21 protein-coding genes and 3 pseudogenes are annotated in these 24637 nt (G+C 68.9%); 19 read left to right on the top strand and 5 right to left on the bottom strand.

Annotated elements, in window-relative coordinates; genetic code table 11:
- The first annotated feature begins 29 nt into the window (after nucleotides 1–29).
- The 3 genes and pseudogenes from AC3CH1_RS17275 to AC3CH1_RS17265 form a co-directional block, all read left to right on the top strand.
- Nucleotides 30–2744: a glycosyl hydrolase family 65 domain-containing protein gene (locus AC3CH1_RS17275; RefSeq protein ID WP_488463761.1), complete on the top strand. Its 2715-nt coding sequence runs from the start codon at nucleotides 30–32 to the stop codon at nucleotides 2742–2744.
- Between the two features lie 101 nt (nucleotides 2745–2845).
- On the top strand, nucleotides 2846–3094 hold the full coding sequence (locus AC3CH1_RS17270; protein ID WP_488463760.1) for an SCO4226 family nickel-binding protein: 249 nt from the start codon (nucleotides 2846–2848) through the stop codon (nucleotides 3092–3094).
- A gap of 202 nt (nucleotides 3095–3296) precedes the next feature.
- Nucleotides 3297–3554, top strand: a pseudogene (locus tag AC3CH1_RS17265) (DNA/RNA helicase domain-containing protein); the annotation flags it as partial.
- A gap of 78 nt (nucleotides 3555–3632) precedes the next feature.
- On the opposite strand, the gene AC3CH1_RS17260 reads toward AC3CH1_RS17265, so the two are convergent.
- Together AC3CH1_RS17260 and AC3CH1_RS17255 are read right to left on the bottom strand one after the other, a co-directional pair.
- Nucleotides 3633–4742, bottom strand: coding sequence for an SPFH domain-containing protein (locus AC3CH1_RS17260; RefSeq protein WP_488463759.1), 1110 nt, complete (start codon nucleotides 4740–4742; stop codon nucleotides 3633–3635).
- Between the two features lie 78 nt (nucleotides 4743–4820).
- The gene (locus AC3CH1_RS17255) at nucleotides 4821–5258 is read right to left on the bottom strand and encodes an NfeD family protein (protein WP_488463758.1); all 438 of its coding nucleotides are present in this window, start codon (nucleotides 5256–5258) and stop codon (nucleotides 4821–4823) included.
- A 215-nt stretch (nucleotides 5259–5473) separates the two neighbouring features.
- Between AC3CH1_RS17255 and AC3CH1_RS17250 the strand changes: the two genes are divergently transcribed.
- The 9 genes from AC3CH1_RS17250 (at nucleotide 5474) to AC3CH1_RS17210 (ending at nucleotide 15046) form a co-directional block, all read left to right on the top strand.
- Nucleotides 5474–5656 (top strand): hypothetical protein, encoded by a 183-nt coding sequence (locus AC3CH1_RS17250; protein ID WP_488463757.1) that lies wholly within the window; start codon nucleotides 5474–5476, stop codon nucleotides 5654–5656.
- Between the two features lie 74 nt (nucleotides 5657–5730).
- Complete coding sequence (gene thyX / locus AC3CH1_RS17245; protein WP_488463756.1) at nucleotides 5731–6519, top strand: FAD-dependent thymidylate synthase; 789 nt, start codon at nucleotides 5731–5733, stop codon at nucleotides 6517–6519.
- 35 nt (nucleotides 6520–6554) lie between these two features.
- On the top strand, nucleotides 6555–7115 hold the full coding sequence (locus tag AC3CH1_RS17240; RefSeq protein WP_488463755.1) for an LOG family protein: 561 nt from the start codon (nucleotides 6555–6557) through the stop codon (nucleotides 7113–7115).
- Between the two features lie 17 nt (nucleotides 7116–7132).
- Nucleotides 7133–8185, top strand: coding sequence for an isopenicillin N synthase family dioxygenase (locus AC3CH1_RS17235; RefSeq protein WP_488463754.1), 1053 nt, complete (start codon nucleotides 7133–7135; stop codon nucleotides 8183–8185).
- 87 nt (nucleotides 8186–8272) lie between these two features.
- A complete protein-coding gene (locus AC3CH1_RS17230; RefSeq protein ID WP_488463753.1) occupies nucleotides 8273–9571 on the top strand; it encodes an MFS transporter in 1299 nt (432 codons plus the stop codon).
- Nucleotides 9572–9750: 179 nt separating this feature from the next.
- On the top strand, nucleotides 9751–10986 hold the full coding sequence (locus AC3CH1_RS17225) for an ATP-grasp domain-containing protein (protein WP_488463752.1): 1236 nt from the start codon (nucleotides 9751–9753) through the stop codon (nucleotides 10984–10986).
- Nucleotides 10987–10989: 3 nt separating this feature from the next.
- Nucleotides 10990–12276 (top strand): ATP-grasp domain-containing protein, encoded by a 1287-nt coding sequence (locus AC3CH1_RS17220; protein ID WP_488463751.1) that lies wholly within the window; start codon nucleotides 10990–10992, stop codon nucleotides 12274–12276.
- A 50-nt stretch (nucleotides 12277–12326) separates the two neighbouring features.
- The gene (locus AC3CH1_RS17215; RefSeq protein WP_488463750.1) at nucleotides 12327–13550 is read left to right on the top strand and encodes an ATP-grasp domain-containing protein; all 1224 of its coding nucleotides are present in this window, start codon (nucleotides 12327–12329) and stop codon (nucleotides 13548–13550) included.
- A gap of 122 nt (nucleotides 13551–13672) precedes the next feature.
- Nucleotides 13673–15046 carry a uracil-xanthine permease family protein gene (locus tag AC3CH1_RS17210; protein WP_488464424.1) on the top strand — a complete coding sequence of 458 codons (1374 nt, stop codon included), beginning with the start codon at nucleotides 13673–13675 and terminating at the stop codon, nucleotides 15044–15046.
- Between the two features lie 34 nt (nucleotides 15047–15080).
- On the opposite strand, the gene AC3CH1_RS17205 is transcribed toward AC3CH1_RS17210, so the two are convergent.
- Entirely contained in the window at nucleotides 15081–16070 is a 990-nt protein-coding gene (locus AC3CH1_RS17205; RefSeq protein WP_488463749.1) for a LuxR family transcriptional regulator, read from the bottom strand.
- Nucleotides 16071–16420: 350 nt separating this feature from the next.
- On the opposite strand from AC3CH1_RS17205, the gene AC3CH1_RS17200 reads away from it, so the two are divergent.
- A complete protein-coding gene (locus AC3CH1_RS17200; protein ID WP_488463748.1) occupies nucleotides 16421–17185 on the top strand; it encodes an alpha/beta fold hydrolase in 765 nt (254 codons plus the stop codon).
- 202 nt (nucleotides 17186–17387) lie between these two features.
- Here AC3CH1_RS17200 and AC3CH1_RS17195 read toward each other — a convergent pair.
- Nucleotides 17388–17788: pseudogene (locus AC3CH1_RS17195) on the bottom strand (PIN domain-containing protein).
- Nucleotides 17789–17802: 14 nt separating this feature from the next.
- Nucleotides 17803–18060 carry a hypothetical protein gene (locus AC3CH1_RS17190; protein WP_488463747.1) on the bottom strand — a complete coding sequence of 86 codons (258 nt, stop codon included), beginning with the start codon at nucleotides 18058–18060 and terminating at the stop codon, nucleotides 17803–17805.
- Nucleotides 18061–18499: 439 nt separating this feature from the next.
- On the opposite strand from AC3CH1_RS17190, the gene AC3CH1_RS17185 reads away from it, so the two are divergent.
- The 6 genes and pseudogenes from AC3CH1_RS17185 (at nucleotide 18500) to AC3CH1_RS17160 (ending at nucleotide 24538) form a co-directional block, all read left to right on the top strand.
- Nucleotides 18500–18751, top strand: coding sequence for a hypothetical protein (locus AC3CH1_RS17185; RefSeq protein WP_488463746.1), 252 nt, complete (start codon nucleotides 18500–18502; stop codon nucleotides 18749–18751).
- Nucleotides 18751–19143: a DNA-binding protein gene (locus AC3CH1_RS17180; protein ID WP_488463745.1), complete on the top strand. Its 393-nt coding sequence runs from the start codon at nucleotides 18751–18753 to the stop codon at nucleotides 19141–19143. The genes AC3CH1_RS17185 and AC3CH1_RS17180 overlap by 1 nt, the downstream gene beginning before the upstream one ends.
- Nucleotides 19144–19532: 389 nt before the next feature.
- Nucleotides 19533–19960, top strand: a pseudogene (locus tag AC3CH1_RS17175) (CPCC family cysteine-rich protein).
- 164 nt (nucleotides 19961–20124) lie between these two features.
- On the top strand, nucleotides 20125–23628 hold the full coding sequence (locus AC3CH1_RS17170) for an AAA family ATPase (protein ID WP_488463744.1): 3504 nt from the start codon (nucleotides 20125–20127) through the stop codon (nucleotides 23626–23628).
- Between the two features lie 384 nt (nucleotides 23629–24012).
- A complete protein-coding gene (locus tag AC3CH1_RS17165) occupies nucleotides 24013–24282 on the top strand; it encodes a type II toxin-antitoxin system Phd/YefM family antitoxin (RefSeq protein WP_488463743.1) in 270 nt (89 codons plus the stop codon).
- The gene (locus AC3CH1_RS17160; RefSeq protein ID WP_387009396.1) at nucleotides 24275–24538 is read left to right on the top strand and encodes a type II toxin-antitoxin system RelE family toxin; all 264 of its coding nucleotides are present in this window, start codon (nucleotides 24275–24277) and stop codon (nucleotides 24536–24538) included. The genes AC3CH1_RS17165 and AC3CH1_RS17160 overlap by 8 nt, the downstream gene beginning before the upstream one ends.
- Nucleotides 24539–24637: the final 99 nt, after the last annotated feature.

The raw sequence follows: 24637 nt of genomic DNA, 5'->3' as shown, positions 1-24637 counted from the left end.
CCGCACCCGCGCGTCCTTACCTTCGTCCTGTGAGCCTCTCGCGCATCTCCGTCCTCGCGCCCCTCGTCGCGGCCGCCCTGATCGCACCGCTGCCGCCCCTCGCCGACGCCACCGATACCCCCGGCCCCGTACCGTTGCCGGGCCCGTCCCACCCGTCCGGCTCCCCCGCACCGCCCCCGTCCCCGTCCCCGTCCCCTGCCGTGCCCGCCTGCGGCCGTACGGACGGCCCGGGCGCCCCCGGGACCTCCTGGGCGCCGACGTCCATCCGCTTCGGGGAGGCCGCCGGCTACGACCCGTACATCGGCAACGGCTACCTCGGCCACCGCATCCCCCCGGCCGGAGCCGGTTACGCGGCCACCGGCGAGAAGACCGGCTGGCCGCTCTACACCCCCCGCTACGACGGCGCGTTCGTCTCCGGGCTCTACGCCCGGGACAAGGCCGTCTCCGAGGGCCGCGAGGTGATCGCCGCGCTCCCGAGCTGGACGAACATCGATGTGGGCGTGGGCGAGGAGACCCTCGGCCCGGACACCCCGGCCGGCCGGATCTCGCACTACCGGCAGACGGTCTTCCTCTCCTGCGGCCTCGTGCGCACCTCACTGCGGTGGACGACGGCCGACGGCCGGGCCACCGACCTCGTGTACGAGGTGCTGGCCGACCGGTCCGACGTCCACACCGGAGCCGTACGCCTGCGGATGACACCGCGCTGGAGCGGCACCGCGACCGTCACCGGCCGGCTCGACGACCGGGGAGCGCGCCGGATCACGCTGCGCGAGGACGGCACGTTCCGCACGCTCGGCACCGGGATCGAGGGGGCCGTCGCCCAGACGATGCGGCGCGGCTCGGGCGTCGTCGAGACCCTGCGGCCGGGGACCCGTACGTCCCCGGCGGCGTCCCCGGTCCGCGCGGGCCGGACGTACACGTTCGAGAAGTACGTAGGCGTCGACACCGCACTGACCTCCCGTGCTCCGGCCGAGGCCGCCCGCGAGGCGGCGCACCGGGCGGTACGGCGCGGCTGGGACCGGGGCTTCGCGGCGAACGAGGCCGCTTGGCGCGAGGCCTGGTCCGCCGATGTGCTGGTCCCGGGTGACCGCCGGCTCCAGGGCTGGCTGCGCTCGGCCCAGTACGGGCTGCTGGCGAGCACCCGGCGCGGCTCCTCCGACAGCATCGCCCCGGCCGGTCTGACCAGCGACAACTACGCGGGCATGGTGTTCTGGGACGCCGAGACATGGATGTTCCCGGGGCTCCTCGCCACCCGCCCGGAGCTGGCGCGCTCGGTCGTCGAATACCGCTACCGCACCCGGGACGCGGCCCGCGCGAACGCCGAGCAGTACGGCCACCGGGGCCTGTTCTACCCGTGGACCAGCGCGAGCCGGGGCCGTATGGACTCCGAGTGCCAGAGCTGGGACCCGCCGCACTGCCTGACCCAGAACCACCTCCAGGGAGACGTCTCGCTGGCCGTCTGGCAGTACTACCTGGCCACCGGCGACCGTGACTGGCTGGCGTCGAGGGGCTGGCCCCTGCTCCGGGGCATCGCCGAGTTCTGGGAGTCGCGCGCCACGGCGAACGCGGACGGCAGCTACTCGATCAACGACGTGGCGGGCCCCGACGAGTACAGCAACGGCGTCGACGACGGCGTCTTCACCAACGCGGTCGCCGCCACCGCGCTGCGCAACGCGACCCGCGCCGCCCGGCTCCTCGGCCAGAGCCCGCCCGGCGCCTGGAACAAGGTGGCGGACGGCCTGCGCATCCCGTACGACGCGGAGAAGAAGGTCTTCCTCCAGTACGCGGGCTACAACGGCTCCACGATCAAGCAGGCGGACACCGTCCTGCTGACCTACCCGCTGGAGTGGCCGATGGAGCCGGGCGCCGCCGCGGCCACCCTGGACTACTACGCGGCCCGCACCGACCCGGACGGACCGGCGATGACGGACTCGGTCCACGCGATCGACGCGGCGGCGATCGGGGAACCGGGCTGCTCGGCGTACACCTACCTCCAGCGCGCGGTACGCCCCTTCATGCGGGGTCCGTACGAGCTGTTCTCCGAGGCGCGCGGCGACAAGGCGGGTGCCGAGGACCCGCTGTCCGGCTTCCCGGCCGACGACTTCCTGACCGGGAAGGGCGGCTTCCTCCAGGTGTTCACGCACGGCCTGACGGGGCTCAGGCTCCGCGAGGACGGCGTGCGCCTGGATCCGACGCTGCCGCCCCAACTGCACGAGGGCGTCACGCTGAAGGGCCTGCGGTACCGGGACGCGACGTACGAGGTCGCGATCGGCGCCCGGACGACCACGGTCCGCCTGACCTCGGGCACCCCGTTCACGGTCCACACGGTGAAGGGCCCGCGCCGCCTCTCCTCGACGTTGGAGCTGCCCACCCGGCGCCCCGACCTGACCCCGACGGCCGACGCGGCGCGCTGCCGCCCGGTGACGGCGACGTCCGAGGCCCCCGGCCTGTACGCGGAGGCGGCGGTGGACGGGGCCCCGGCGACGTCCTGGTCTCCCGAGGGCGCGGAGGGATCCCTGACGGCGGACCTGGGCACGAGGCCCCTCCGGCTGACCTCCGTGACTCCGGCCTGGAGCGACACCGCCCCCGCCTCGCACACCGTGGAGACCTCCCTCGACGGCCGCTTCTGGCGTCCCTACCTGTCGGGCGACACAGCGCGCAAGGTCCGCGTGACGGTCCGCTCGGAGGACCCGGAGAAGCCGGCGGGACTGGCGGAACTGCGGGTGGAGGCGGACGGCCGGTAGGGCGCGCGGCAACGCAGCGCTGAGTCCCCGCGCGCCCGCGCTCGACATCAGGTGCAGCATGGAAGAGGGGGCGTGACCGAACCTCGGGAGGTGTACGAGTCATGGGCATGTACATGGATGTCCACCGGGGCATGAAGGGCATAACGCCCGCGCAGTTGAAGGAAGCCCACGCGGCCGACGTGGCGATCGAGAAGGAAGAGGGCGTCCACTTCGAACACGCCTGGGCGGATCCGCAGTCCGGCACGGTCTACTGCCTGTCCACGGCCCCGTCGGCAGAAGCCGTCCAACGCATCCACGAACGCGCGGGCCACACGGCGGACGAGATCCACGCGGTGCCGCTGGCGGTGTGAGGCAACGGACCGGCGATCAGCGCATCGAGGCCAGTCCCAGCAGGGGACGAGCATCGATGAGACACGTTGGCGTACGTCGGACCACCCTGCGCGCCACGGCGCCGGACGCACGGACGGGCCGTGGTCCAGCCCAGGCATCGGCCGGCAGCACCGGCTGATGCCTGGGCTGGATACACACCTGGGGTAACGCCGTTTCCGAGGGTACGACTGGAATGGCGTCATCATCGGCCCCGACCTGCTCTGGCGTGGCGACCGCTGGGTCACTGACCGCGCGGCGTCCAAGGATCCGGTCTTCAAGAGGTCGACTCCGGACGCGGATATGGACCGTTTGATCCGCAACACGTACAAGGTGCTGCTGACGCGGGGCATGGTCGGCACAGTGGTGTACTCGACCGACGCCGAGACCCGCGACAAGCTGCGCGAGTTGTCCGGGGCGAGCGTGAGCTTCGCGGCCGTGTAGCTCACTGAGTCGGCCGAAAACTCATGGCGGGGCGAGGCCGGGCGGACAGGTCCGACCATGACCGTCGCCGGGTGAAGGTCATTCGCCCGACGCCGCCCCCCGCCCCGGCAGCCGCGTCTCTCCCGCCGCCTCCGCCTCCGCCTTCGCGTCGCTCACGGCGACGGCGGCCTGCTTCGCGGCCTCGTCGGCGGCAGCGACGGCGTCCAGCGCGAGCGTGGAGTTCGCCTCGACCTCCGGGGCCCCGACGTGGTCCTTGTCCGAGGCGTCGGCCTCGGTCGCGTCCTCGCGCCGCGCACCCGGCGGGGGCCCGGTGGTCGACGGCTGGTCGCCGAACGCGCTGGTGACGGTGCGGATCGCCTCGGTCAGCTCGCCCGGGATCACCCAGAAGGTGTTGTTGTCGCTCTGCGCAAGATGCGGCAGCGTCTCCAGATACTTGTAGGCCAGGACCTTCGCGTCGGCGTTGTTGCGGTGGACGGACTGGAAGACGAGCTCCACCGCCTTCGACTCGCCGTCCGCCCGGAGGATCATGGCCTGTTGGGTACCCTGCGCCTCCAGGATGTCCTTCTGCTTCGTGCCCTCCGCGGTGAGGATCTTGGCCTGCCGCTCGCCCTCGGCGTGCAGGATGGCCGCGCGCTTGTCACGCTCGGCGCGCATCTGCTTCTCCATCGCCTCCTTGATGGTGTTCGGCGGATCGATGGCCTTGATCTCGACGCGGTTGACCCGGATGCCCCACTTCCCGGTCGCGTCGTCGAGGACAGCACGGAGCCGGGCGTTGATCTCCTCACGCGAGGTGAGCGTCCCTTCCAGGTCCATGCTGCCGATGACGTTCCGCAGGGTGGTCACGGTGAGCTGATCGATGGCGTGCAGATAGTCGGCGACCTCGTAGGCCGCCGCCCGCGGGTCGGTGATCTGGTAATAGAGCACGGTGTCGATGTTGACCACGAGGTTGTCCTCGGTGATCACCGGCTTGGGGTCGGACGAATACACCTGCTCGCGGACGTCGAGCTTGGTGTTGACCCGGTCCGCCACCGGCAGGACGAAGTTCAGGCCGGGCTGGAGCGTCCGGCGGTACCGGCCGAACCGCTCGATGTTGTAGCGGCGCGCCTGCGGAACGATGCGCACCGTGGCGGCCACGAGAAAGACGACGACGATCGCCGCCACGAGAATCGGGATGACAACCGGATCCATTCCTCCTCCTATGTCCCCCTACGGTCCTCTCGCGTACTCCCGTGTACTCCCGCCGCCCTGCGTGTTCAGCAGTTCAACTCACGGAAGGAGCTCGCGGGGATACACGACGGCTGTGGCGCCTTCGATTTCCATGACGTCCACCAGAGCGCCCACCGGAATCACCAGACTTTCGTCGAGAGCGCGGGCGGACCACTCCTCGCCGGAGATCTTGATCAGGCCGTGGGTCGCGGTGACCTCCTGCATGACCTCGGCCCGCCTGCCGATCAGCGCGTCGCTGCCCTCGTAGGTCAGGGGTCCTTGCGCCATGTGCCGCAGCGCGACAGGGCGGACGAGGGCGAGGCCCGCTGCCGCCGCCAGTCCGAGCGCCACGAGCTGGCCGAGCAGGCCGATGCCCACTCCGGCCACGACGGCGGCGACCAACGCCGCGCCGGCCAGCAACCCGAAAACGAGGGTCAGAGTGAAGAACTCCGCAGCGCCGAGCGCCGCGGCGGCGAGCAGCCAAGCGAACCACGGCATCGAATCAGCCTCCCCAAGGGGACTTATTCAGCTACTTACCCCTTATGACCCCGCAGGGAACCGTTCGGCCCGCCCGAACTACGGACGGAACGCGTCGGGGACGGGTTCCGATCTGTGCACTGCACAGGTGTGACCTTATTGATCTTCTCCGGTTGTCGAAGAATCAAAGCCGGGGGGACAGCCCCCGTGCGAAGTATTCGAGGGGGGACCGAGAGATGCGTCAGCAGAGATACGTACGAGTGGTCAGTGCGGCACTGGCGGCCGCGAGCGTGGCCGTGATGAGCGCGCTGCTGGTGGCGGGGGGCGCCACAGGTGAGAGCAAGGCCACGTCGGCGCCGGCATCGGTACGGATCAGCACCACGCCCGCCGATCACGGCTGGGACACACCGGCTCCGTGACCACCGGCGAACTCTGAACGCTCCCATAGGTGTCGTAGATCGTTTCCGTAGGAATTCCCAGGAGGAGCATCACCATGACGATCAGTTCACTCACCCCGACCGAATTCGCCGCTGACCGTGCGATCGGCTCGGAGATCGACTCGGAGATCGGTCCGGAGATCGAGCTTCGGAGCAAGATTTCCGTGGAACTCGTCGATCACACCGCGTCGGACCTCGGCGTGATCCGGGCGGCCCGCGTTTCCACCGCCGGCGAGGAGGCCCACCGGGAGGAGCGCGGCGACGATTACATGGCCGGGCTCATCCAGTACCTGATGCGCAGCCGGCACGGCAGCCCCTTCGAGCACAACTCGATGACGTTCCTGGTGAACGCCCCGATCTTCGTGATCCGGCACATGATGCGTCACCGTATGTGGTCGTTCAACGAGGAGAGCGCGCGCTACAAGAATCTGGAATCCGTCTTCTACGTTCCGGACAGCGACCGGCTGCTCAAGCAGGAGGGAAAGCCGGGGCACTACAAGTACGTGCCCGGCAGCGAGGAGGACTACGAGCTGCTGTCGCTGTCGGCGAGCACCGCCTACCGGGCCGCGTTCCGCGAGTACCAGCAGATGCTCGATGCCGGAATCGCCCGTGAGCTGGCCCGCATGGTTCTTCCGGTGGCCACGTTCTCGACGGTGTACGCGACCTGCAACGCGCGGTCGTTGATGCACTTCCTAGGCCTCCGCACCAACCGCGCGGACGCCACGTACGTATCCCATCCCCAGCGCGAGATCGAGATCGTGGCGGAGCAGATGGAGGCCGAGTTCGCGCGGCTCATGCCGTTGACCCACGCGTCCTACGAGCGCTGCGGACGCGTCAGTCCCTGACGCCGCCGGCCCCTGACAGACGGAGGAATGGTCGTATGCGCATCACTGTGTACGCGGGATCGGCGCTGGGCAACCGCACCGTCTACCGCGAAGCCGCCGAACGGTTCGCCCGAGATCTGGCGACTGCGGGGCACGAGATCGTCTACGGCGGCGGGGCCGTCGGCCTGATGGGCGTGGTGGCCGACGCCGCCCTGGCCGCGGGCGGACGGGTGACCGGCGTCATTCCCCAGTCCCTCGTGGACGCGGAGGTGGCCCATCCCGGACTGACCGACCTGCGGGTCGTCGACAGCATGCATGAACGCAAGCAGCTCATGGCCGACCTGGGCGAATGCTTCGTGGCGTTGCCGGGCGGCGTAGGGACGATCGAGGAAATCCTCGAGGTGTGGGCCTGGCTGGTCCTCGGCCACCATGACAAACCCGTCGTGCTGTTGAACACCGACGGCTATTGGGACCGCCTGGTGCGGATGACGAACCGCATGTCGGTCAGCGGATTCCTCCGCCCCGAGGAGGCCGGGACGCTCGCTTCCGTCGCGGATTCCGCGGAGTTGTTCGAAGTGATCCAGCAGTGGAAAGCCCCGCCGCCCCGGTGGGGATGATCTGAGAGGTGGCAGCGATGTCCGTCATGGAAGAAGAGATACGCGATACAGCAGCGCTCATCACCGTCGTGGACGGGTATGTTCCGGTCCTCGATCTGAGCGGTTCCCGTTCGGGACCCGCAGGCTCCCGTGAACAACTGGCCGCGACCATCGACAAGGTGTGCCGCACCAGCGGATTCCTGGTCATCGTCGGGCACGGAGTTCCTGCGACGACCATCTCCGCCATGTACCGGGCCACGCGGGAGTTCTTCTCGCTGCCGGCCCACGAGAAGGCGGAACTGCTGGCGGATCCCGGGGATCCGCTGATGCGGGGCTTCGGCCGGAAGGGCAGCCTCGCCGCTTCGAACGAGGACGCGTCGGTCGAGCGGGAGCGGGCCCTGCCGGACATCTCCGAGACGTACACGGTCAATCGTCTCGGCGAGAGTCACGGGGCGCGGTCCCTGCCCGTGGACGCCGACCCCGCGCTGCGGTCCCCGAACCGCTGGCCGGCGCTGCCCGGCTTCTCCGATGCCTATCTGGCCTACTACGCGGCGATGGAAGACCTCGCCGGGCACATCATGCGGCTCTTCGCCCTGGGTCTCGGTCTTCCGGAGGACTGGTTCGACGACAAGATCGACCAGCACATGACCAATATGACGGCGAACTACTACCCGGCGCAGGAGACGCCGCCCGAGCCGGGACAGTTGCGCAAGGGCGTGCACAGCGACTGGGGCAGCCTCACCATCCTGTACCAGGACAACGGCACCGGAGGGCTACAGGTCCAGTCGAAGACCGGGGAGTGGCTCGACGTCCCCGTCATCGACGGTTCGTTCGTGGTGAACATCGGTGACCTGATGGCCAACTGGACCAACAACCAGTGGGTGAGCACGGTGCACCGGGTAGTCAACCCTCCCGCGGAGCTCGCCGGGACCGAACGGTACTCGATCCCGTTCTTCCACCAGCCCAACTTCGATGCGGTCATCGAGTGCATTCCGACGTGCACCGGACCGGAGAACCCGCCGAGGCACCTGCCGGTGCGCTCGGGCGCGTACATCACCGGGAAGTTCCGCAAGGCCTACGGGGCCCCGTAACTCCCGCGTCCGTATCCGCCGGGAACGGCGGCGGCCACGCCGTGCCCGGCCCGGCCGGATCCTCCTGTCACCAGAAAGGCCTTCGCCATGCCCTCGGCCGCCGCCCCGCCCGCTGCGAGCAGACTGTCCCGGTTCGGGTTCCCCGAGATCCGCGGTTCCGGAAACTTCCTGTTGGCGAGCTTGATCCAGGGAACCGGGAACGGTCTGCTGCTCGCCTTCCAACTGGTCTACTTCACCGCCACCACCGCCATGTCCGCGGTGGCGGTCGGTACCGCGCTCACGCTCTCCCGACTGCTCACGCTCCCCGCACCGGCGGTGGTGGGGCCCCTGATGGACCGGTACGGGGCACGACGCGTCGTCATCGCCGGCAACGCCCTGTGCGCCGTGGCCTTCTTCTCCTTCCTCTTCGTGGAGAACTCCTGGCAGGTGGTCGTGACCGGGGTCGCGGTGCAGTTCGGCACCGCGATGTTCTGGACCGCCAACAGCGCCCTGGTCTCCATGGCCGCTCACCAGGGGGACCGCACCAGGTGGTTCGGCCTGATCCGGGTCATTCGGAACGTCGGGCTGGGCGTGGGCGGTGCGGTGGCGGCGCTGGCCACCAGCACCTCGGGGACCGCGGGCCTGCGCGCCCTGGTGATCGGCTGCGCACTGTCCTACGCCGTGGCCGGCGTTCTCATCGCCACCTGGCATCCACGGGAGAAGGGGCGGGGCGCGGCAGGCGCGCACGGCGCGGAGCAGACGCCGAAGGCGAGCTACCGCCTGGTCCTGCGGGACCACGTCTATCTGCGCCTGGTCGCGGTGAACGTGGTCTTCGTCCTGGCCGCGATGGTTCTCAGTTTCCTGCTGGCCATCTACGTCGTGGACGCGCTCTCCGCCCCCACCTGGCTCGTCGGCGTCCTGCTCATCGTCAACAGCGCCCTGGTGATCGGTGGGCAGTCGGTGGCCACCCGGCTGATCGAACGCCACCCGCTGACGAAGGTGATCGCCGTCGCCTCCGCGCTGGACGCACTGGCCTTCGGCATCTACGCCCTGCTGGACGGTATGCCGCAAGGGGCCGTCATCGCGGGCCTGTTCCTGGGGATGATCATCTTCACGGCCGGGGAGATCCTGGCCTCGCCCGGCTTGGGAGAACTCAGCGTCGCGCTGGCTCCGCCCCACGCACTCGGGCGCTATCTGGCGGTGTTCCAGCTCTCCTGGACGCTCGGCATGGCACTGGCCCCGTGGCTGTTCACCACGCTGCTGAGCGCGGGACCGAGGACGCCCTGGCTGGTGCTCTGCGCGCTCAGCGTGATCGCTATCCCGGCCGTCTGGGGCCTGCCGCGGCAACTCGCCCCGCAGGGTGAGCCCGCCGCACAGGACGCCGTCCCGTCCGGCGCGGCCGGCTGAGGGCCGTCCGCACAGCCGTCGGCCTGGACCCGTCCGCACAGCCATCCACCACCCGGACCCGTCCGCACAGCCATCGCCCCGGACCCGTCCGCACAGCCATTCACCCGGGCCCGTCCGCAATCCACCACCCGGACCGTCCGCAATCCATCCAACCGATCCCGGAACTGGGGTAACCCATCGTGACCAGAGGTGTCCTGCTCTTCGGAGCGGAGAGCAGTGCGGCGGAGGACGTCGTCGACGCTGCCCGTGACCTGGGGGTGTCCGTCCACCTGGCCACCCACTCGGAGGTGTACGACCGCTACTCCGACAGCCTGAGGAAGAAGTTCACCGGTACCGTCTTCACCGACTTCCGCTCCCCGCAGACAGCCCTGGAGGAGCTGGAGCTCTACTGCACCACCCAGGGTATCTCCGGGGTGCTCGTCGGCTGGGAGTTCCTCTCTCCGCTGGCCACGCGACTGGCCGCGCGGCTGGGGCTGCCCGGTCACGATGTGGATCGTGCCGACGCGGTACGCAACAAACGGAGCATGGCGGAGCTGTTCGGCAAGTACGCCGTACCCAGCCCGCTCTGCGTCGCGGCCACCTCGGTCGACGCGGCGGCCGCGGGCATCGGCGCCGCCCGGCTCGCGTTCCCGCTGGTGGTGAAGCCGGCGGAGAACGCGGGGTCGGTGGGCGTCGCGGTCATCGATTCCCTCGACGAGCTGCCGGAGGCATTCGAGCGGGCACGGCAGTGGTCTCGCGAATTCCCCTACGGCATCCCGCTCGACACGACGGTGCTGGTCCAGGAGTACCTCGAAGGACCGGAGTTCAGCATCGAGAGCGTGGCGTTCGAGGGCGCCTTCGACCACCTGGCGATCACCCAGAAGTTCACCACCGGCGGCGGGATCTGCGAGGAGACCGGGCACACGGTGCCGGCCCAGCTCGATCCCGCGACCCGGGCCTCGGTCCTCGACGTCGTCGAGCAGGGGCTGACCGCGCTCGGTGTACGCAACGGCGTCGCGCACACCGAGCTCAAGGTGACCCCGGACGGCCCCCGGATCATCGAGGTCGGGGCCCGGCCGCCCGGCGGACACATCATGAAGGTCGTCGAACACGCGACCGGGATCAGCGAAGCCCGCAGCTATGTCCAGGCCGCCATCGGCCGCCGGCCGGACACCCGCCCCCTGCGGACCGGCGCCGCCGCGATCCGCTTCATCAGCACTCCGAAGCACGGGGTGTTCAGCGGCCTGAGCGGCGCCCATCCCACCAAGGGAGTCGTCGCCGTGCAGTCCTACGCGGCGCCCGGCGACCGGATCGGCAACGACTACGAGAGGTTCACCCGCATCGGGCACGTGATCGTCAGGGCGAGCTCTCCCGCGCAGGCCAACCAGCTCGCCGACGACGTAGTCGCTGGAATTTCCATCGATCTGGAGAACTGAGACATGTCACGCATCGCCTTCCTGCGCTCCATCGAGATCCAGCAGGCAGACCCCTACCTGAACGAGCTGCGGGCCCGGCTGGCACGTGATGCGATCCAGGTGAAGATCTTCTACACCGACGGGCACTGCGGTCCCGGTGACTTCCCCGGCGAATCGGAGAAGGTGGACCCCGCCATATCCCCCGGGGCGCTGGTCGACGCACTCCTGGAGTGGCGCCCGGACGCGGTGATCTCCCTGTCCATCCCGGACGAGAACGCTCTGCGGGACGCCGTCGTCAAGCGGGAGCTCGCCCAGCACGGCATCCCGATGGTCATGCACGACCTGGAGACCGTCAATCTCCTGTCCAACAAATGGGAGACCAAGCAGCTCCTCGCCGCGCACGGACTGACCACCCCGCCGGCCATCCTCGCCGACGGGGACCTCCTGAACGACCGCAATCTCGTAGTCCCCGCCTACCGCGACGTCGTCCTGCTCCGGGCGCGAGCCCTGGGATTCCCGCTGATCACCAAGCCTCTGTGGGACTGTCTGGGCAACGGCATGCAGGTGTTGCGGGACGCGCGGGCGCTCAGCGCGTATCTGGACCGCCCCTACGACGGCAACCTCATGCTGGAACGGTTCGTCGCCGGCGAACTGTGCTCCGTGGAGATCGTCGGCGCCCCCGGACGCTACGTGGTCCAGCCCATGCTCTGGATGGGCCCCGCGGGCGACGGGCCGGCGGCGACCTTCGGCCGACTGCGTTACGTGGCGCCGCGCGAGGAGGCGGACCAGGCGTTCCGGCCCGTCGCCGCCTCGCTCGTCCGGCTGTGCGAGACGCTCGGCATCACCGGCGCGATCGACCTCGACATGATCTACGTCGACGGTGAGTACCACGTCCTGGAGATCAACCCGCGCGTGTCCGGCGCCACCACCCTGTCGATCGCCGGATCCGGGCTCAACACCTACGACTGCCTGGTCTCGATGGCACAGGGCGACTGGCCCGCGTCCCTCCCCGAGGACCCGGGAGCCACGCGCAGGATGGCGCTGCAGTTCCCCGTACGGGCCTTCACGGAAGCGCTTCACCGTGACATCGCGGAGAGCCTCTGCCTGGTCCGCGCGATCAGCTACCACATCGGCGACGCCGTCCTGCCGAACATCGTGATCACCAGTGAGCTCGGCGAAGCGCACCTGCTGCCGCCCACCTTGAAGGCGCTGGACGCCGAACACGGTTTCCTCGAACCCGCCGTGCTCGACCAGATCATCTCCGTGGTGCACCGCGAGCGTCCGCGCGCCGCGGCTCCGGCAGCCGTCTGACATCGCCCCGGCTGCTCGCCGGGCCCCACTCGACCCACAGGAGTCTCAGCGTGCGCAACACCGTGCTCGTCATCGGATCCGGCTACCAGGAGTTCCGGCAGTACGTACTCAAGGGGCTGTCGCACCACTGCGACGTGCTGCTCCTCAACCGCGGCGAACTGGACTGGCAGCTTCCGTTCGTCACCGACCACCGTGTCACCGACCTCGACGACCCCGAGGCCGTCGGTGAGGCGGTCCGTGACCTCGTACAGGGACGCACCGTGGCGGGCGTACTCACCTGGGAGGAGAAGCTCGTCGTGCTCGCCGCCGAGGTCGGCGCCGAACTGGGTGTGCCCACGATGCCCGTCGAGGCCGCACGAGCCTGCCGGGACAAGGCCGTGCAGCGGACCGTCTTCGCCGCCCAGAACGTGCCGTCCGCCCGGTTCCAGCTGGTCTCCACAGCACAGGAGGCGCTCCGGGCCGCGTCGGAGCTCGGCTACCCGGTGGTCGTCAAGCCCCGCGCCCAGGCAGCCAGCATCGGTGTGCAGGTGGTGCGTTCGGAGGCTGATCTGCGCGCCGCGGTGACCCTGGCCCAGGACTCGGAGTTCAGCTCGGTCGTCGACCGGCAGGTGCTCATCGAGGAGTTCCTGGTCGGCGAGGAGATCAGCGTCGACAGCTGGGTGCTCGACGGCGAGGTGCACCCGTACGTCACCGCTCTCAAGCGGACGGGCTATCCGCCCTTCTTCGAAGAGGTCGGACACGTCGCGGGCCCGGTGCTGGACCCGGCGACGCGCCGCGCCGTACGGGACGTGGTGGAACGGGCCAACCTGGCGCTCGGAGTGGACCGGTCCCTGACCCACACCGAGCTGATGCTCACCGCCGACGGCCCCAAGGTCATCGAGGTGAACGGCCGGCTCGGCGGCGAACTGATCCCGTACCTCGCGGAGTTGTCCGCGCCTGGCCTCTCCGCCGGGGAGATCGCCGCCTCCGTGGCCTGCGGCTCCGCTCCGCGATCCGTGCGGCCCACCGACCAACTGGTGGGCATCCAGTTCCTCTACCCCCAGCGGGACCTGGTGCTGGACGGCATCAGCGTGGCGGGCGAGCTCGCCGACTCCGCGTGGCTGCGCACCGTACGGCAGGTCCGCGAACCGGGCGCACAGCTCCGTCTCCCGCCTCGTGAGTTCCTGGGCCGGGCCGGCTTCGGGATCGTGGTGGGCGACGACGTGCCGACCGTGGACCGGCGGCTGGCCCAGGTGGCGGCCCAGGTCACGGTCAGCGGCCACCCGCTGGGATGACCGCGAAACCCATCGGTACCGACCTCCTCGACAAGGGACAACTGGTGAAGCTGACAGAGAGACTCGGGCTCGGCTGGCGTCTGCACGGCGACGGAAGCGCCCCGCGGCCCGGGGCGGCGGTCATGCCCGACGAACGGCTGTCCTGGCCCCGCACACTGGGCTTCGGAGCCCAGCACGTGGTGGCGATGTTCGGCGCGACCTTCGTCTTCCCGGTGGTCATGGGGCTCGACCCGAACCTGGCCATCCTGATGTCCGGTGTCGCCACAATCATCTTCCTGCTCGTCGTCCAGGGCAGGATCCCCAGCTACCTCGGCACCAGCGCGTCGTTCGTCGGCGCCGTCGCGGCCATCAAGGCGTCGGGAGGCAGCACAGCGACCGTCACCGGTGCCATCCTGGTCGCCGGCCTGGTGCTCGCCCTCGTCGGCGTGCTGGTCCATCTCGCCGGGCCGGCGGCGGTCAACCGCGTGTTCCCGCCCGTGGTCAGCGGCGCGGTGGTCCTGCTCATCGGGCTCAACCTGGCTCCGGTGGTGGCCGACATCTACTGGCCGCAGGACCAGTGGGTGGCGCTGACGACCATGACCGCGGTCATCGCGGCCGGTGTGCTGCTGCGCGGCTTCTGGGGCAGGTTGGCCGTGTTCGTCGGCCTCGTCCTGGGCTTCGCCCTGTCGTGGGTACTGGACCGGGTCGCGGGTCCGATCACCGCCGCGGACCCGACCGGGAGGGTCACCGAGCATGTCCGGGTGGACCTCACGGGCGTCTCGTCCGCCGACTGGTTCGGACTCCCCACCCTGCACGCGCCGACCTTCACCACCTCGGCGATCCTGCTCGTCCTGCCCGGCGTGATAGCGCTCGTCGCGGAGAACACCGGTCACGTCAAAGCGGTCGGCGAGATGACGGGTGCCGACCTGGACCGGAGCCTGGGCAGAGCGATCTTCGCGGACGGCCTGGCCACCGCTGTCGCCTCCTCCGTGGGAGGTGCGCCGACGACGACCTATGCCGAGAACATCGGGGTGATGGCGGCCACGCGGGTGTACTCGACCGCCGCCTACTGGATGGCCGCGGCCACCGCTCTGCTGTTCGGCCTCTGCCCCAAGTTCGGCGCGCTCATCGCCGCGACCCCCGGTGGAGTGCTCGGCGGCATCACCGTCGTGCTCTACGGCATGATCGGACTGCTCGGCGTCAAGATCTGGATCAAGGCGGGCGTGGACTTCGCCGTCCCGGCGAACCTCGTCCCCATCTCAGCGGGTCTGATCGTCGGCATCGGAGGGGTGTCGATCCAGGTGACCGACGGTTTCTCCGTCAGTGGCATCGCCCTCGGCACCGTGGTGACCGTGCTCGGCTATCACGCGATGGCCTTGGCCCGACGCAGGCCCCCCGCTCGTCCGGCGGACGTCCCGGCCGTACCGCCGCCGTACGCGACCACGGCTACCGAACGCACACCCACTCCCACACCCGTCCTCACCCCCACCCCGACAGAGGACAGGATCTCCGCCTGATCCTCCGTGGCCGGCCAGGTGCCCGGGGCGGGTCTCATGCATCGCCCCTCCCCCTCAGGGCCAGGGAGTATCCGAGCTGAAAGCGCGTCTCCACGCCGAACTCCTCCTTGAGCTTCGCCAGATGCGAGGCGTACGCGCGGGTGCTCAACCCGATCCGCTTGGCTATCTCGCTGTCACTGTCTCCGTCGACGAGGCATCGGATGATGGTCTCGCGCAACGCGGAACTGATCTCCATGGACTCCTGCGGGGTGCGGGATCCCATGAACACCTTGGCCCGCAGCCAATTCCTGTCGAACACATCCGACAGGAACCGGACGATGGCGGGGTCGCGAATGATAACCGCGCGATCCCTGCCCGCGTCCGCGGGGATGAAGGCAATACGTCGGTCCGCGATGACGAGACGATCGAAGAATTCATCCAACGTCCGCACCTCCGCCCCGAGTTCGGTCATATCCGAGACGTAGTCCCGGGTCGGACCGTCATGCCAGGCCGTGTGCTGATACAGCGTCCGTACGGATACTCCCCGGTCGAGCAGCGAGGCCGTCTCCGCCCGTATCGCGGACAGGGTGGCCTTCGCTCGGCCACCACCCGGCTGTGCGGTGAGGAGTTCCTCGCCGCACTGATTCACGGTACTGCTGATGAAGGCGCTGATCACCGCCTTCCCCTCAAGATGGACAATTGGCTCACCGGAATGCGCAACGGCGGATTCCTGGGCAACCGCGATAAGCGGACCGAGGAATTCCGAAAGATCGGCCGCCTGCTCCAGCAGAAGCAGCGCCTTCGACCGCAACGCGGAACCCATGCGCGCCTCGACGATCTGGGGATCCACCACACTGAGCCGCTGGGGACTCAGTTCGGACCGGGCCACCAGCCCCAGGGAGATGAGTTCCTGCGTCGCCCCGCCCTCGCTCGCCGACGCCTCCCCCGGGCCCGCGGATTGCCCCTGTTCCGCCCCTGCCTGCCTCAGCAGTCCGATGTACAGGGCACGGGCCTCATCACTCAGAGCGATGACCTGCGTGTCCACCTCTGTTATCGGGGAGGGATGACGCACGTTTACTCCTCATCGGAAACATATGTCGCACATTCGTTGACACGTGATTCCCACAGGGTGCCTGCACTTTCCCCGACCAAGGGTTAGGAGCTGGTAAAGGATGCCCCTGGCACGCTCTGATCAAGGCGGCCGACCGGACCGGCCGCCGAACACGCACAGCGACTTATGTACGTTGAACGCACCATGGCTGCGGTCCTGACCGAAGCATTCACCGGCCGAGGCGCGGGAACCGGGCCGCAAGCACCGCACGATCCACGACGGACGCGGCGACCGACGGGTAGCCTCGCCTTTTCCAACGAGTTCGAGTGCGGGAGTTCAAGGTTGTGCGTAGCGCCAGTGCGACACCTAGCGGTGACCGGATACGGTGGGTCGAGCTGCCGGGGGCTGAGCCCTCGCGCGTCTACGTCCACGGGCTCGGCGCCACCTCGCCCGCCTACTTCGCGGAAAGCGCGGCCCACCCCCTGCTCGCGGGGCGCCGCTCTCTGCTGATCGACATGCTCGGATTCGGGATCAGCGACCGCCCGGGCGACTTCGACTACACACTCGACGCGCACGCCGACGCGCTCGCCGCGGCGCTGGAGGCCGCCGGCGTGGCGGGGGCCGAGCTGATCGCGCACAGCATGGGCGGCTCGGTGGCCATCGTCCTGGCCACCCGACACCCGCGCCTGGTCTCCCGACTCGTCCTGGTGGACGCCAATCTCGACCCGGTCACCCCCGCCCCGGGCCCGGGAAGCGCGGGCATCGCCCGCTTCACGGAGGAGGAGTTCCTGGCAGGCGGCTGGCGCGAGGTCCGCGATGCCGCCGGCGCCCACTGGTGGTCCACGATGCGCCTGGCGGGCCTGGAGGCCCTGCACCGCAGCGCGGTGCATCTCGCACGCGGCGGTGTCCCGCCCCTGCGAACCCTGCTCACGGACCTGAGGATCCCGCGCACCTACCTGCTGCCCGAAAGCATCGGCCCGCTGCGCGGAGCGGAGCAGCTCGAAGCGGCGGGCGTGAGCGTGGTACCGATTCCCGACTGCGGGCACAACATCATGCTGGACAACCACGAGGCGTTCGTCCGCGCCACGGCGGAGGCGCTCGCGGCATAGCCGTGGACAACGGCGAACTGCTCGTGTGGGTCATCCGCGTCGGTCACGGCTCCACGGTCTACACCATATGCATCGCCGGGCGGGTCAGGGAATCCATACCCATCCGGCACAAGGGGACGAAGGGATCCGCCACCGAGGAGGCAGGCCCACCCCCGACCTGCATGCTTGGCGACTCATCTGACACGGCATGCGGCGTTCTCGGTCAGTCGGCGGTGCCGGGCTCCACGACCCACTCGGCTTGCAACCCGTTCACCGAGGCGATCACGTCGAAGTCGCCGTCGTAGTGCAGGACCGTGGCCCCGTGCCGTTCCGCGGTCGCCGCGATGAGGACGTCGGCCAGCGACAGCGTCCGGTGATAGCCGGCGTTCAGCGCCAGTGCCTGGGTCGCGAGCGCCTGCTCGAACACCTCGTCGTTGCAGGGCAAGTAGTCGAAACAACGGAGCACAGGGTACGCAGGCGCAGCGCCTCCGGCTTTCCACGTGCCGAGCACAGAACCTCATACCCTGTCGGGGCGCACACCGCTAGGAGGCCATCGCGGTCCAGCGCATCCAACCGCGCCCGCACTGCCGGTTCACCCCGGCGGTCCGGCGCCGGCTTGTCGATGAGGTAGCGCCCTCTTACGCCGCCGAAGCCCCGTCTTCGCCCTTGAGCGAGCCGTCCGGATTTCGCGGCCCCGTCTGTGCCCGAATCTCCGCGAACGCGTCATCGAACTCACCATCGTCAACGGCATCGAACAGTTCCCGGCGCAGCCGCAGCCTCACCTTCGGATCGGCCGGCAACCGCTGACCGAGCCCCTGCGCGAACTCCCCGATCCGGGACTCGGCGAACGAATCGGCGCGATGGTGCCGGAGCGGCCTCCGCAAGACACAAGACATGGGAAACCAGCAAGAACGAACCCGGTGCGGCAGACCGAGCTCCCCACGACTCCCGGCTCGTGGTATCGGGAGGACTCATCGAACCTGGCACCGTCGGCCCATCCACGCCCCAACACCATCCCAGCCCGCGAAGAACTCAAGGGCCCGACCCCGAAGAGCCGGAACCTCTCCGACCTGCACGTTTACCAGATCAGCGACATGGTGATGCGCCAGCCGCTACACGTTGAAGCGGAATGCCTGCGGTCTGACCCTGACCTGCGAAGGAGCCCCATCCAGGGCCCTGACCAGCCATTTCTCCGTTGGCTCGCGTTGGCCTGCGACGGGCGCTTACGGGTGTCCTTCGGACTCTCTGCGGACCGGACGGATACCCGTCCGCACAGTCCGCGCGGCCACGACCATGTACACCCAGAGACTTACGACCACCGGTAGCATGGGCACCATGAGCAGTAGCAAGAAGTACTCGATCAGCCTGCCCGAGGACCTCGCCGAAGCCGTACGCGCCCACGTCGGGCCCGGTGGTTTCTCCTCCTACGTCGCCGAAGCCCTCGAACAACGGGTCGCCATGGACAAGCTCCGGGAGATCGTCGCCGATTTCGCGACCGACAATGACGAGCTCACCCGCGAGGAGGTCGAAGCCGCCCGCGCGCTGCTGCGCCATGACCACCGGCAGGCCGGCGGGGCCGCAGCCTGATGCCCGGCACCCTACTGCTCGACAGCGAAGGCCTCTCCAAGCTCTACCGCAAGGACCGCACCGTCATGGCCCTGATCCAAGCGGCATCGGAGGAAGGCATCCGCGTGGCCACAAGCGCCATGACCACCCTCGAGGCCGACTACGAGCGCATTCACCCCGCCCGGATCAAGTGGGTCCTCTCCCGCGTCGACGTTCACGACGTCACCAAGGAGAGCACCGATCAGGCCGCAGCCCTCCTGCGCAGCCACCGCCTCCACGGCCACAAGTACGCCATCGACGCCGCCTTCGCCGTCATCGCCCGCACCGCACCCCAGCCGGTCACCGTCCTGACCTCCGATCCCGAGGACCTGACGCTCCTGTGCGGCCCCGCCGTAGAGGTCGTCAAAGTCTGAACGCCGACCGCAGTCGCACCAACCAGACCCGTCCCCAACACCTCAGCGCTTCGCGGCACAAGGACTCCACGCGGACGTACACCTGCGCCCGACCCACCAACAGGCGGGCCGGGCACATTTCTTGACTGCCAGTCAGACGTTGAAGCGGAATGTCTGAGCCTCGATCCTGACCTGCGACGGAGCCCCGTGCGGGGCCCTGACCTGGGGTTCCTCGTTGACATGCGTTGGCTCCCGACGGCCGCTTACGGGTGTCCTGCGGACTGGCTGCGGACTGGCCGGGGGTGCCGAGGCAGAGAAATCCATGGCACACGGGCGGGGCCTGCAAGGAGACTGCGCAGGTGAGCGACTCCCACCCCTGCCCGTGCTGCGGACACCGCGAGCTGGACGCGATGCCCGGCTCGTACGAGATCTGCCCCGTCTGCTTCTGGGAGGACGACGGGTCCAGTTCCGCTGGCCGACCATGGCCGGCGGCGCGAACAAGGTCTCCCTGATCGAGGCCCAGCGGAACTACCAGGACTTCGGCGCCTGCGACGAGCACGGCCGCCGGTACGTCCGCCCGCCGGCCGAGGACGAGCCGCTCGACCCCGCCTGGCACCCCATCGACCTGACACGGGACTCCTTCGAGGACTGGGCGGCCGAGGACCGCGCCCCGTGGCCCGACGACCGCTCGGTGCTGTGCTGGTGGCTGCCCGCCTTCTGGCGCCGAGACCACTCCAGGACGCCCCTGGCTGGCCCTCAGCCCACTTCACCGAGATCATTGACGACCTCGCCGGCCACGCCCAGGTGTCCCTCTGGAAGACGCGGGACGATCTCGTGACTCCCGGTGCTGTTGTGACTCTGAAGTCTCGTACAGCAGTCATCACCTATAGAACGCATTTAATGGCTGGCGACAGGGGACTGTCAGTGGTGCCCTGCATCCTAGAAGGCGAGCCGAGGCCAAGGGGGGCGCACCACATGGGTGGAGTCGACACAGCACGGGGCATGGGGTTCCAGACTGCGTGCGCCATCCTCCAGCTGATCCGCACCCCAGACCAGTATCCGGAGGGGGAGACCTTCCGGGTGGAGGGCGCCGACGAGGCTATCGACTTCGAGGTGAGGGACGCGCGGGGAAAGCCGCTGCTGCTCGCCCAGGCGAAGACCCGGGTGGAACCGCGCACCTGGTCGGGACCGCAGCTGGTGCGGCTCGCCCGCCGCTGGGGCGAGGCCGACCCCGACGGTACGGCGGTGCTGCGGTTCCTCTCCGACGGACCGGTTCAGGCGTCGGGGCAGGCCGTGCGGGACGCGGCGGATCGCGCCCGCGCCCTTCCCGATCCCGAGCAGTGGCTGGCCGGGTGTGCAGGTCTGGGAACCTCGATCGAACTCACGGCCAAGGATCACGCACTGATGCGCAGGCTGGAGATCAACACCCGTACCGGCCCGTGGGAACAGATCCTCGATGAAGCCAGACTCGAACTGCTGCGGCTCTCCCCCACCGCTATGGCGTCGGCCGAGATCGACGCCACCGTCGACGCGCTGTTCGTGAAGATGTTTCAGTGGTCCGGGGAACGGCGGATCGACCGGCGTACGATCCGGCTGGACGAGCTCCCGGGGCTCCTGCACGGGCGCCGCACCACGTCCGGACATGGGGCAGACGTTTCCCCGGGGCCTCGCCGCGCCCTGTTCCGAGGAATCCCCTCAGCCACCGGTCTGCGCGGGCGGACCGAGGAACTGGACGCGCTGAAAAAGATGTTCGACGAGGAGTCCGGTACCGGGACGGCACGGGTCATGGTGTCCGGGCTCGGCGGCATCGGCAAGTCGAGCGTCGCCCGCCTGTATGCCCATCGGAACCGGGAGGCGTACGAATTCGCCTGGTGGATCCCGTCCGACACCCGGGAGGACGTGATTGCCGCGTACCGGCAGTTGGTGGCCGAGGAACAGCAGGAGGCCGAGCCCGCCACCGAGGCGGAGATCATCGAGCGTGTCGGCCGTCGGCTCGGGCACCTGGGCAACAGGCTCCTGCTGATCTACGACAACGTCGCGAACCGCGAGCAGCTCCGGGGACTTCTGCCCGCCGAGGGTGCCCACGTGCTGATCACCACCCGTGACTCGGCCTGGGCCACTGCGGAAGGCGGGCTGGTCGTGGGGCAGATGGACACGGGGGAGGCCACCCGCTGGGCAGCGGAACGACTGCCCCGGGTGTCCGAGCCCGAAGTGTCCGCGCTGGTCGACGCGGTGGAACGCATCCCACTCGGAATTGCCCAAGCCACCGGTTACATCGCCGCGACCGAATGCCCGGTGGACGTCTACCTGGCGGAGCTCTCGGTGTGCCGGGCTCGTCTGCTCGACAACCCCGGCTTCGTCCCCTTTGACTACCTCGCGGGAGTAACGCTGACGGCGGCGGTGACCCTTAGCGTGGGACGGGTACTGTCCCACGCGTTGCACTCGCCCGAAGGGTCCGAACAACAGCTTGCCGCTGAACTGCTCGCCCGCTGCGCCCTGCTCGCCCCGGACTTCATCCCGCTGCACCTCGCGGCACTCGACATGCCGATCGGCACCGCCGTCTATGGTGCCGTGGCGGAGCTGCGCAGATTCTCCCTGGTCGCCCCCCAGGACGGCATGCTGGCGATCCACCGGATCGTGCAGGCGGTCGTCCGGGCCCTGATGGACGGCGAGGCCGTCGAGTCGATGTACGGACGTTTCCAGTACGAGCTGGTGACACGGCTGGTCGCCTGTCAAAGGCAGAACCGGTGGGCCGAGGCTGCGACGCTGGTCGAACACGCGGTGCATGTGGCACACCATGTGCGCGAGGGCGCCCGCGTGGACGGCAACACCGTCGCGTTGCTGGCCAACACCGCCGGGGCTATCGCCAATGTGCACGGTGACCTGGCGCGCAGTGAGAGTCTGTTGCGCGAGGCGTTGGCTGTCGTGGACGCATTCGACGACGCCGTGACGGACGACGCTGTGTACCGGAGGGCGGCGACGACCACCACCCTGGCCCAGTGCCTGCAGAACCAGCAGAGGTTCGACGAGGCGGCGGAGGCCGCACATACCGCCTGGTCCCTGTTTGAAGGTTTGGACACCCTCAGCTCCGACGGGGTGGAGCACCTGCTTCTGGCCCACGCCACCGACATGCGCGCGGCCGTGGTGACGGACCGCTTCGCCGATGTGGCCCGCGCGGCCCTGAGGTTGGAAGCGGTACTGAGGCGCGAGGATGTGGCCGCACCGGTCGAGTTGCAGGTCCGGCTGGAACAGGCGCAGGCACTCGTGTGGATCAAGAACTGGGACACCGCGGCGATGACGGTCGACGTGGCCAAGGGGCTCCTCGGCCCCGACGACGAGCCGAACGCGGAGCTGCTGTTCCTGGACGCCATGGTGAAGGCGTCCACTGGACGCCTGGAGGAGGCCCTGGCCATCACCTCGGGTATCCCAGAGCCCACGGAACACACAGCCGGGACGATCATGCGTCATCACGCGGACCAGATGGTGGACATGGCCCACGCCGTGATGACCGGCAGCCTCCAGCGGCACGAAGAAGGGACGCCCACCGACGTCTGGATTCTGAACGCCGCCGAGTCCCTGCTCGAAAGGGCCGAGGCCCTACTCGGAGCACACACCGGAACAGGACCGGACGTACTGGCCCACGTTCGGCAACGGTTCGCAGTACTGGCCTGGACCCGGCACACGCTCGGGCACCCTGGCGGCGACCCGGAACAATCGCACGCCCTCATGCGCGAGAGCCTGGAGATGTTCGAGGCGGCCGGGCAGGGCCACGTGCCGCTCGCGGTCACCGCACGCGAGTTCCTGGCGAGGGACGGGCAGGAGGACTACGACCTCGTGGAACGGGCGGTCACGGACGGGCCTCCTCGCTCCGCCCTTGGACCGTCGGGGGGCGAAGGGACGCACCCGATCTCCGCGTTCCCCTGGGAGAACGTCCTGGCCTGCGTCCGGAAGGTACCGCAGGACGCGCGTTCGCTGTACGCCCTGCTGGGAGCCACCTACTACCACCTCGCTGAGCGAACGGCACCCTCACCCGCCTTCGTCGCCCTGGCGGTCACCGCCGCGGCGCGCACCCTGGGCCTGACGTGCCGCATGATCCCCACCACGCTCCAGGTGACTCTCGACGGCGTGTCCCTCGATCTCCCGGATCAGGCGGGAGAACCGGCGCTCACACCCACCGGCGAGGTCCGCGGACACATCACGCTCTGGTGCGAGGAGGCCAGACGCTTGGTGGACCCGGCCCTACTGCTTGCCCAGGGCCGGTTCCCTGCGGGCGCCGACGAGCGGGATGCCTTCCTGGCCCCTGCGGTCTTCCCCGCACCCGATGTGGACTCGCTGTTTTCTTTCCGTCCGACCACTCCCCGCGGGCGACACCTACTCATGTACCACTTCCGCCCGGACTGGGAGGAGCACCTCATCAAGGTCCTCCCCCATCTGGACAGGACGGCGGTGGCGACTTTCGCCCAACAGATCGCCTCCACGGCGGCCCTCGCCACGACCGTCTCTTGAGCAACTGGCGATCTAGGGCGTTCACGTGGGACACCGGCCCATCGTTTACGACACCCGATTAACCGCTGCCCATACGTCGGAATATGCGCCACCCATCCAGCGCGGTGACGACGAAGGGGTCAAACTCGGCAGAGGTTCGACCCCTTCTGACGTGCACATCCGACTTAATCTCTAACGCGGAGTATGCACAGGGCTACACACCGAAGCGGAACATGTAGTACAGGGCTGCGGCCTGTGGAGACGCAGGTTTCGACGCCTAGGTCCAGCACCGGTCCAGCACGGTGCGAGTTCACCCAGCACATCAAGCACGGGGAGCTGAAACGAAGGATGCCACCCGCCCCCCTCCCGTTGTGTACACACGGGACACTAGGTACACTTGAGCGCATGACGCAGCCACTGCCCATAGAGACCATCCGCGACGTGCGCGCACATCTGGCGGAGGTCGTGGAGCGCGCCGACCGCGATGACGTGCCCACCGTGATCACACGCCGCGGCAAGGAAGTTGCCGCCGTCGTCTCCATCGAGGTCTTGCGCAAGTACCAGGAATGGGAAGAGCGCGAGATCAATCAGATCATCGACGAGCGCATGGCCAATCCCGCACCCGGCATCCCGATCGAGGACATCATGAGGGAGACGCTGGCGCGCAGTGAGTGAGTACCGAACCGTCTTCCGCCCCGAAGCACAGGCCGAGCTTCGGAAGATCCCGCGCGAGATGGCACTGCGCATCTTGGCCAAGCTGACCGAACTGGAAAGCGATCCGCTCGGCTACAACACCACCGCACTCGTGTCCCAGCCAGATCGCCGGCGTCTACGTGTAGGCGACTACCGCGTCGTCTACACCATCGACAACGGGGAACTGGTGGTCTGGGTCGTTCATGTGGGGCACCGGTCCACCGTTTACGACACCTGACCACCGCTGCCCACACGTCAGATTATCCAGCACCCATCCAAGCGCGGGGACGACGAAGGGGTCGGGCTCGACAGAGCCCGACCCCTTCTGATGTGCACG

The organism is Streptomyces sp. MGP-P1 (assembly GCF_057766565.1).
This window is presented reverse-complemented; position numbering and strand designations above follow the sequence as displayed.

Bases quoted from the DNA above. Each gene is read 5' to 3' on its own strand.
- AC3CH1_RS17270 (WP_488463760.1), top strand. From the start codon at position 2,846: ATGGGCATGTACATGGATGTCCACCGGGGCATGAAGGGCATAACGCCC.
- AC3CH1_RS17260 (WP_488463759.1), bottom strand. From the start codon at position 4,742: ATGGATCCGGTTGTCATCCCGATTCTCGTGGCGGCGATCGTCGTCGTC.
- AC3CH1_RS17255 (WP_488463758.1), bottom strand. From the start codon at position 5,258: ATGCCGTGGTTCGCTTGGCTGCTCGCCGCCGCGGCGCTCGGCGCTGCG.
- AC3CH1_RS17250 (WP_488463757.1), top strand. From the start codon at position 5,474: ATGCGTCAGCAGAGATACGTACGAGTGGTCAGTGCGGCACTGGCGGCC.
- thyX (WP_488463756.1), top strand. From the start codon at position 5,731: ATGACGATCAGTTCACTCACCCCGACCGAATTCGCCGCTGACCGTGCG.
- AC3CH1_RS17240 (WP_488463755.1), top strand. From the start codon at position 6,555: ATGCGCATCACTGTGTACGCGGGATCGGCGCTGGGCAACCGCACCGTC.
- AC3CH1_RS17235 (WP_488463754.1), top strand. From the start codon at position 7,133: ATGTCCGTCATGGAAGAAGAGATACGCGATACAGCAGCGCTCATCACC.
- AC3CH1_RS17230 (WP_488463753.1), top strand. From the start codon at position 8,273: ATGCCCTCGGCCGCCGCCCCGCCCGCTGCGAGCAGACTGTCCCGGTTC.
- AC3CH1_RS17220 (WP_488463751.1), top strand. From the start codon at position 10,990: ATGTCACGCATCGCCTTCCTGCGCTCCATCGAGATCCAGCAGGCAGAC.
- AC3CH1_RS17210 (WP_488464424.1), top strand. From the start codon at position 13,673: ATGCCCGACGAACGGCTGTCCTGGCCCCGCACACTGGGCTTCGGAGCC.
- AC3CH1_RS17190 (WP_488463747.1), bottom strand. From the start codon at position 18,060: ATGTCTTGTGTCTTGCGGAGGCCGCTCCGGCACCATCGCGCCGATTCG.
- AC3CH1_RS17185 (WP_488463746.1), top strand. From the start codon at position 18,500: ATGAGCAGTAGCAAGAAGTACTCGATCAGCCTGCCCGAGGACCTCGCC.
- AC3CH1_RS17180 (WP_488463745.1), top strand. From the start codon at position 18,751: ATGCCCGGCACCCTACTGCTCGACAGCGAAGGCCTCTCCAAGCTCTAC.
- AC3CH1_RS17170 (WP_488463744.1), top strand. From the start codon at position 20,125: ATGGGGTTCCAGACTGCGTGCGCCATCCTCCAGCTGATCCGCACCCCA.
- AC3CH1_RS17165 (WP_488463743.1), top strand. From the start codon at position 24,013: ATGACGCAGCCACTGCCCATAGAGACCATCCGCGACGTGCGCGCACAT.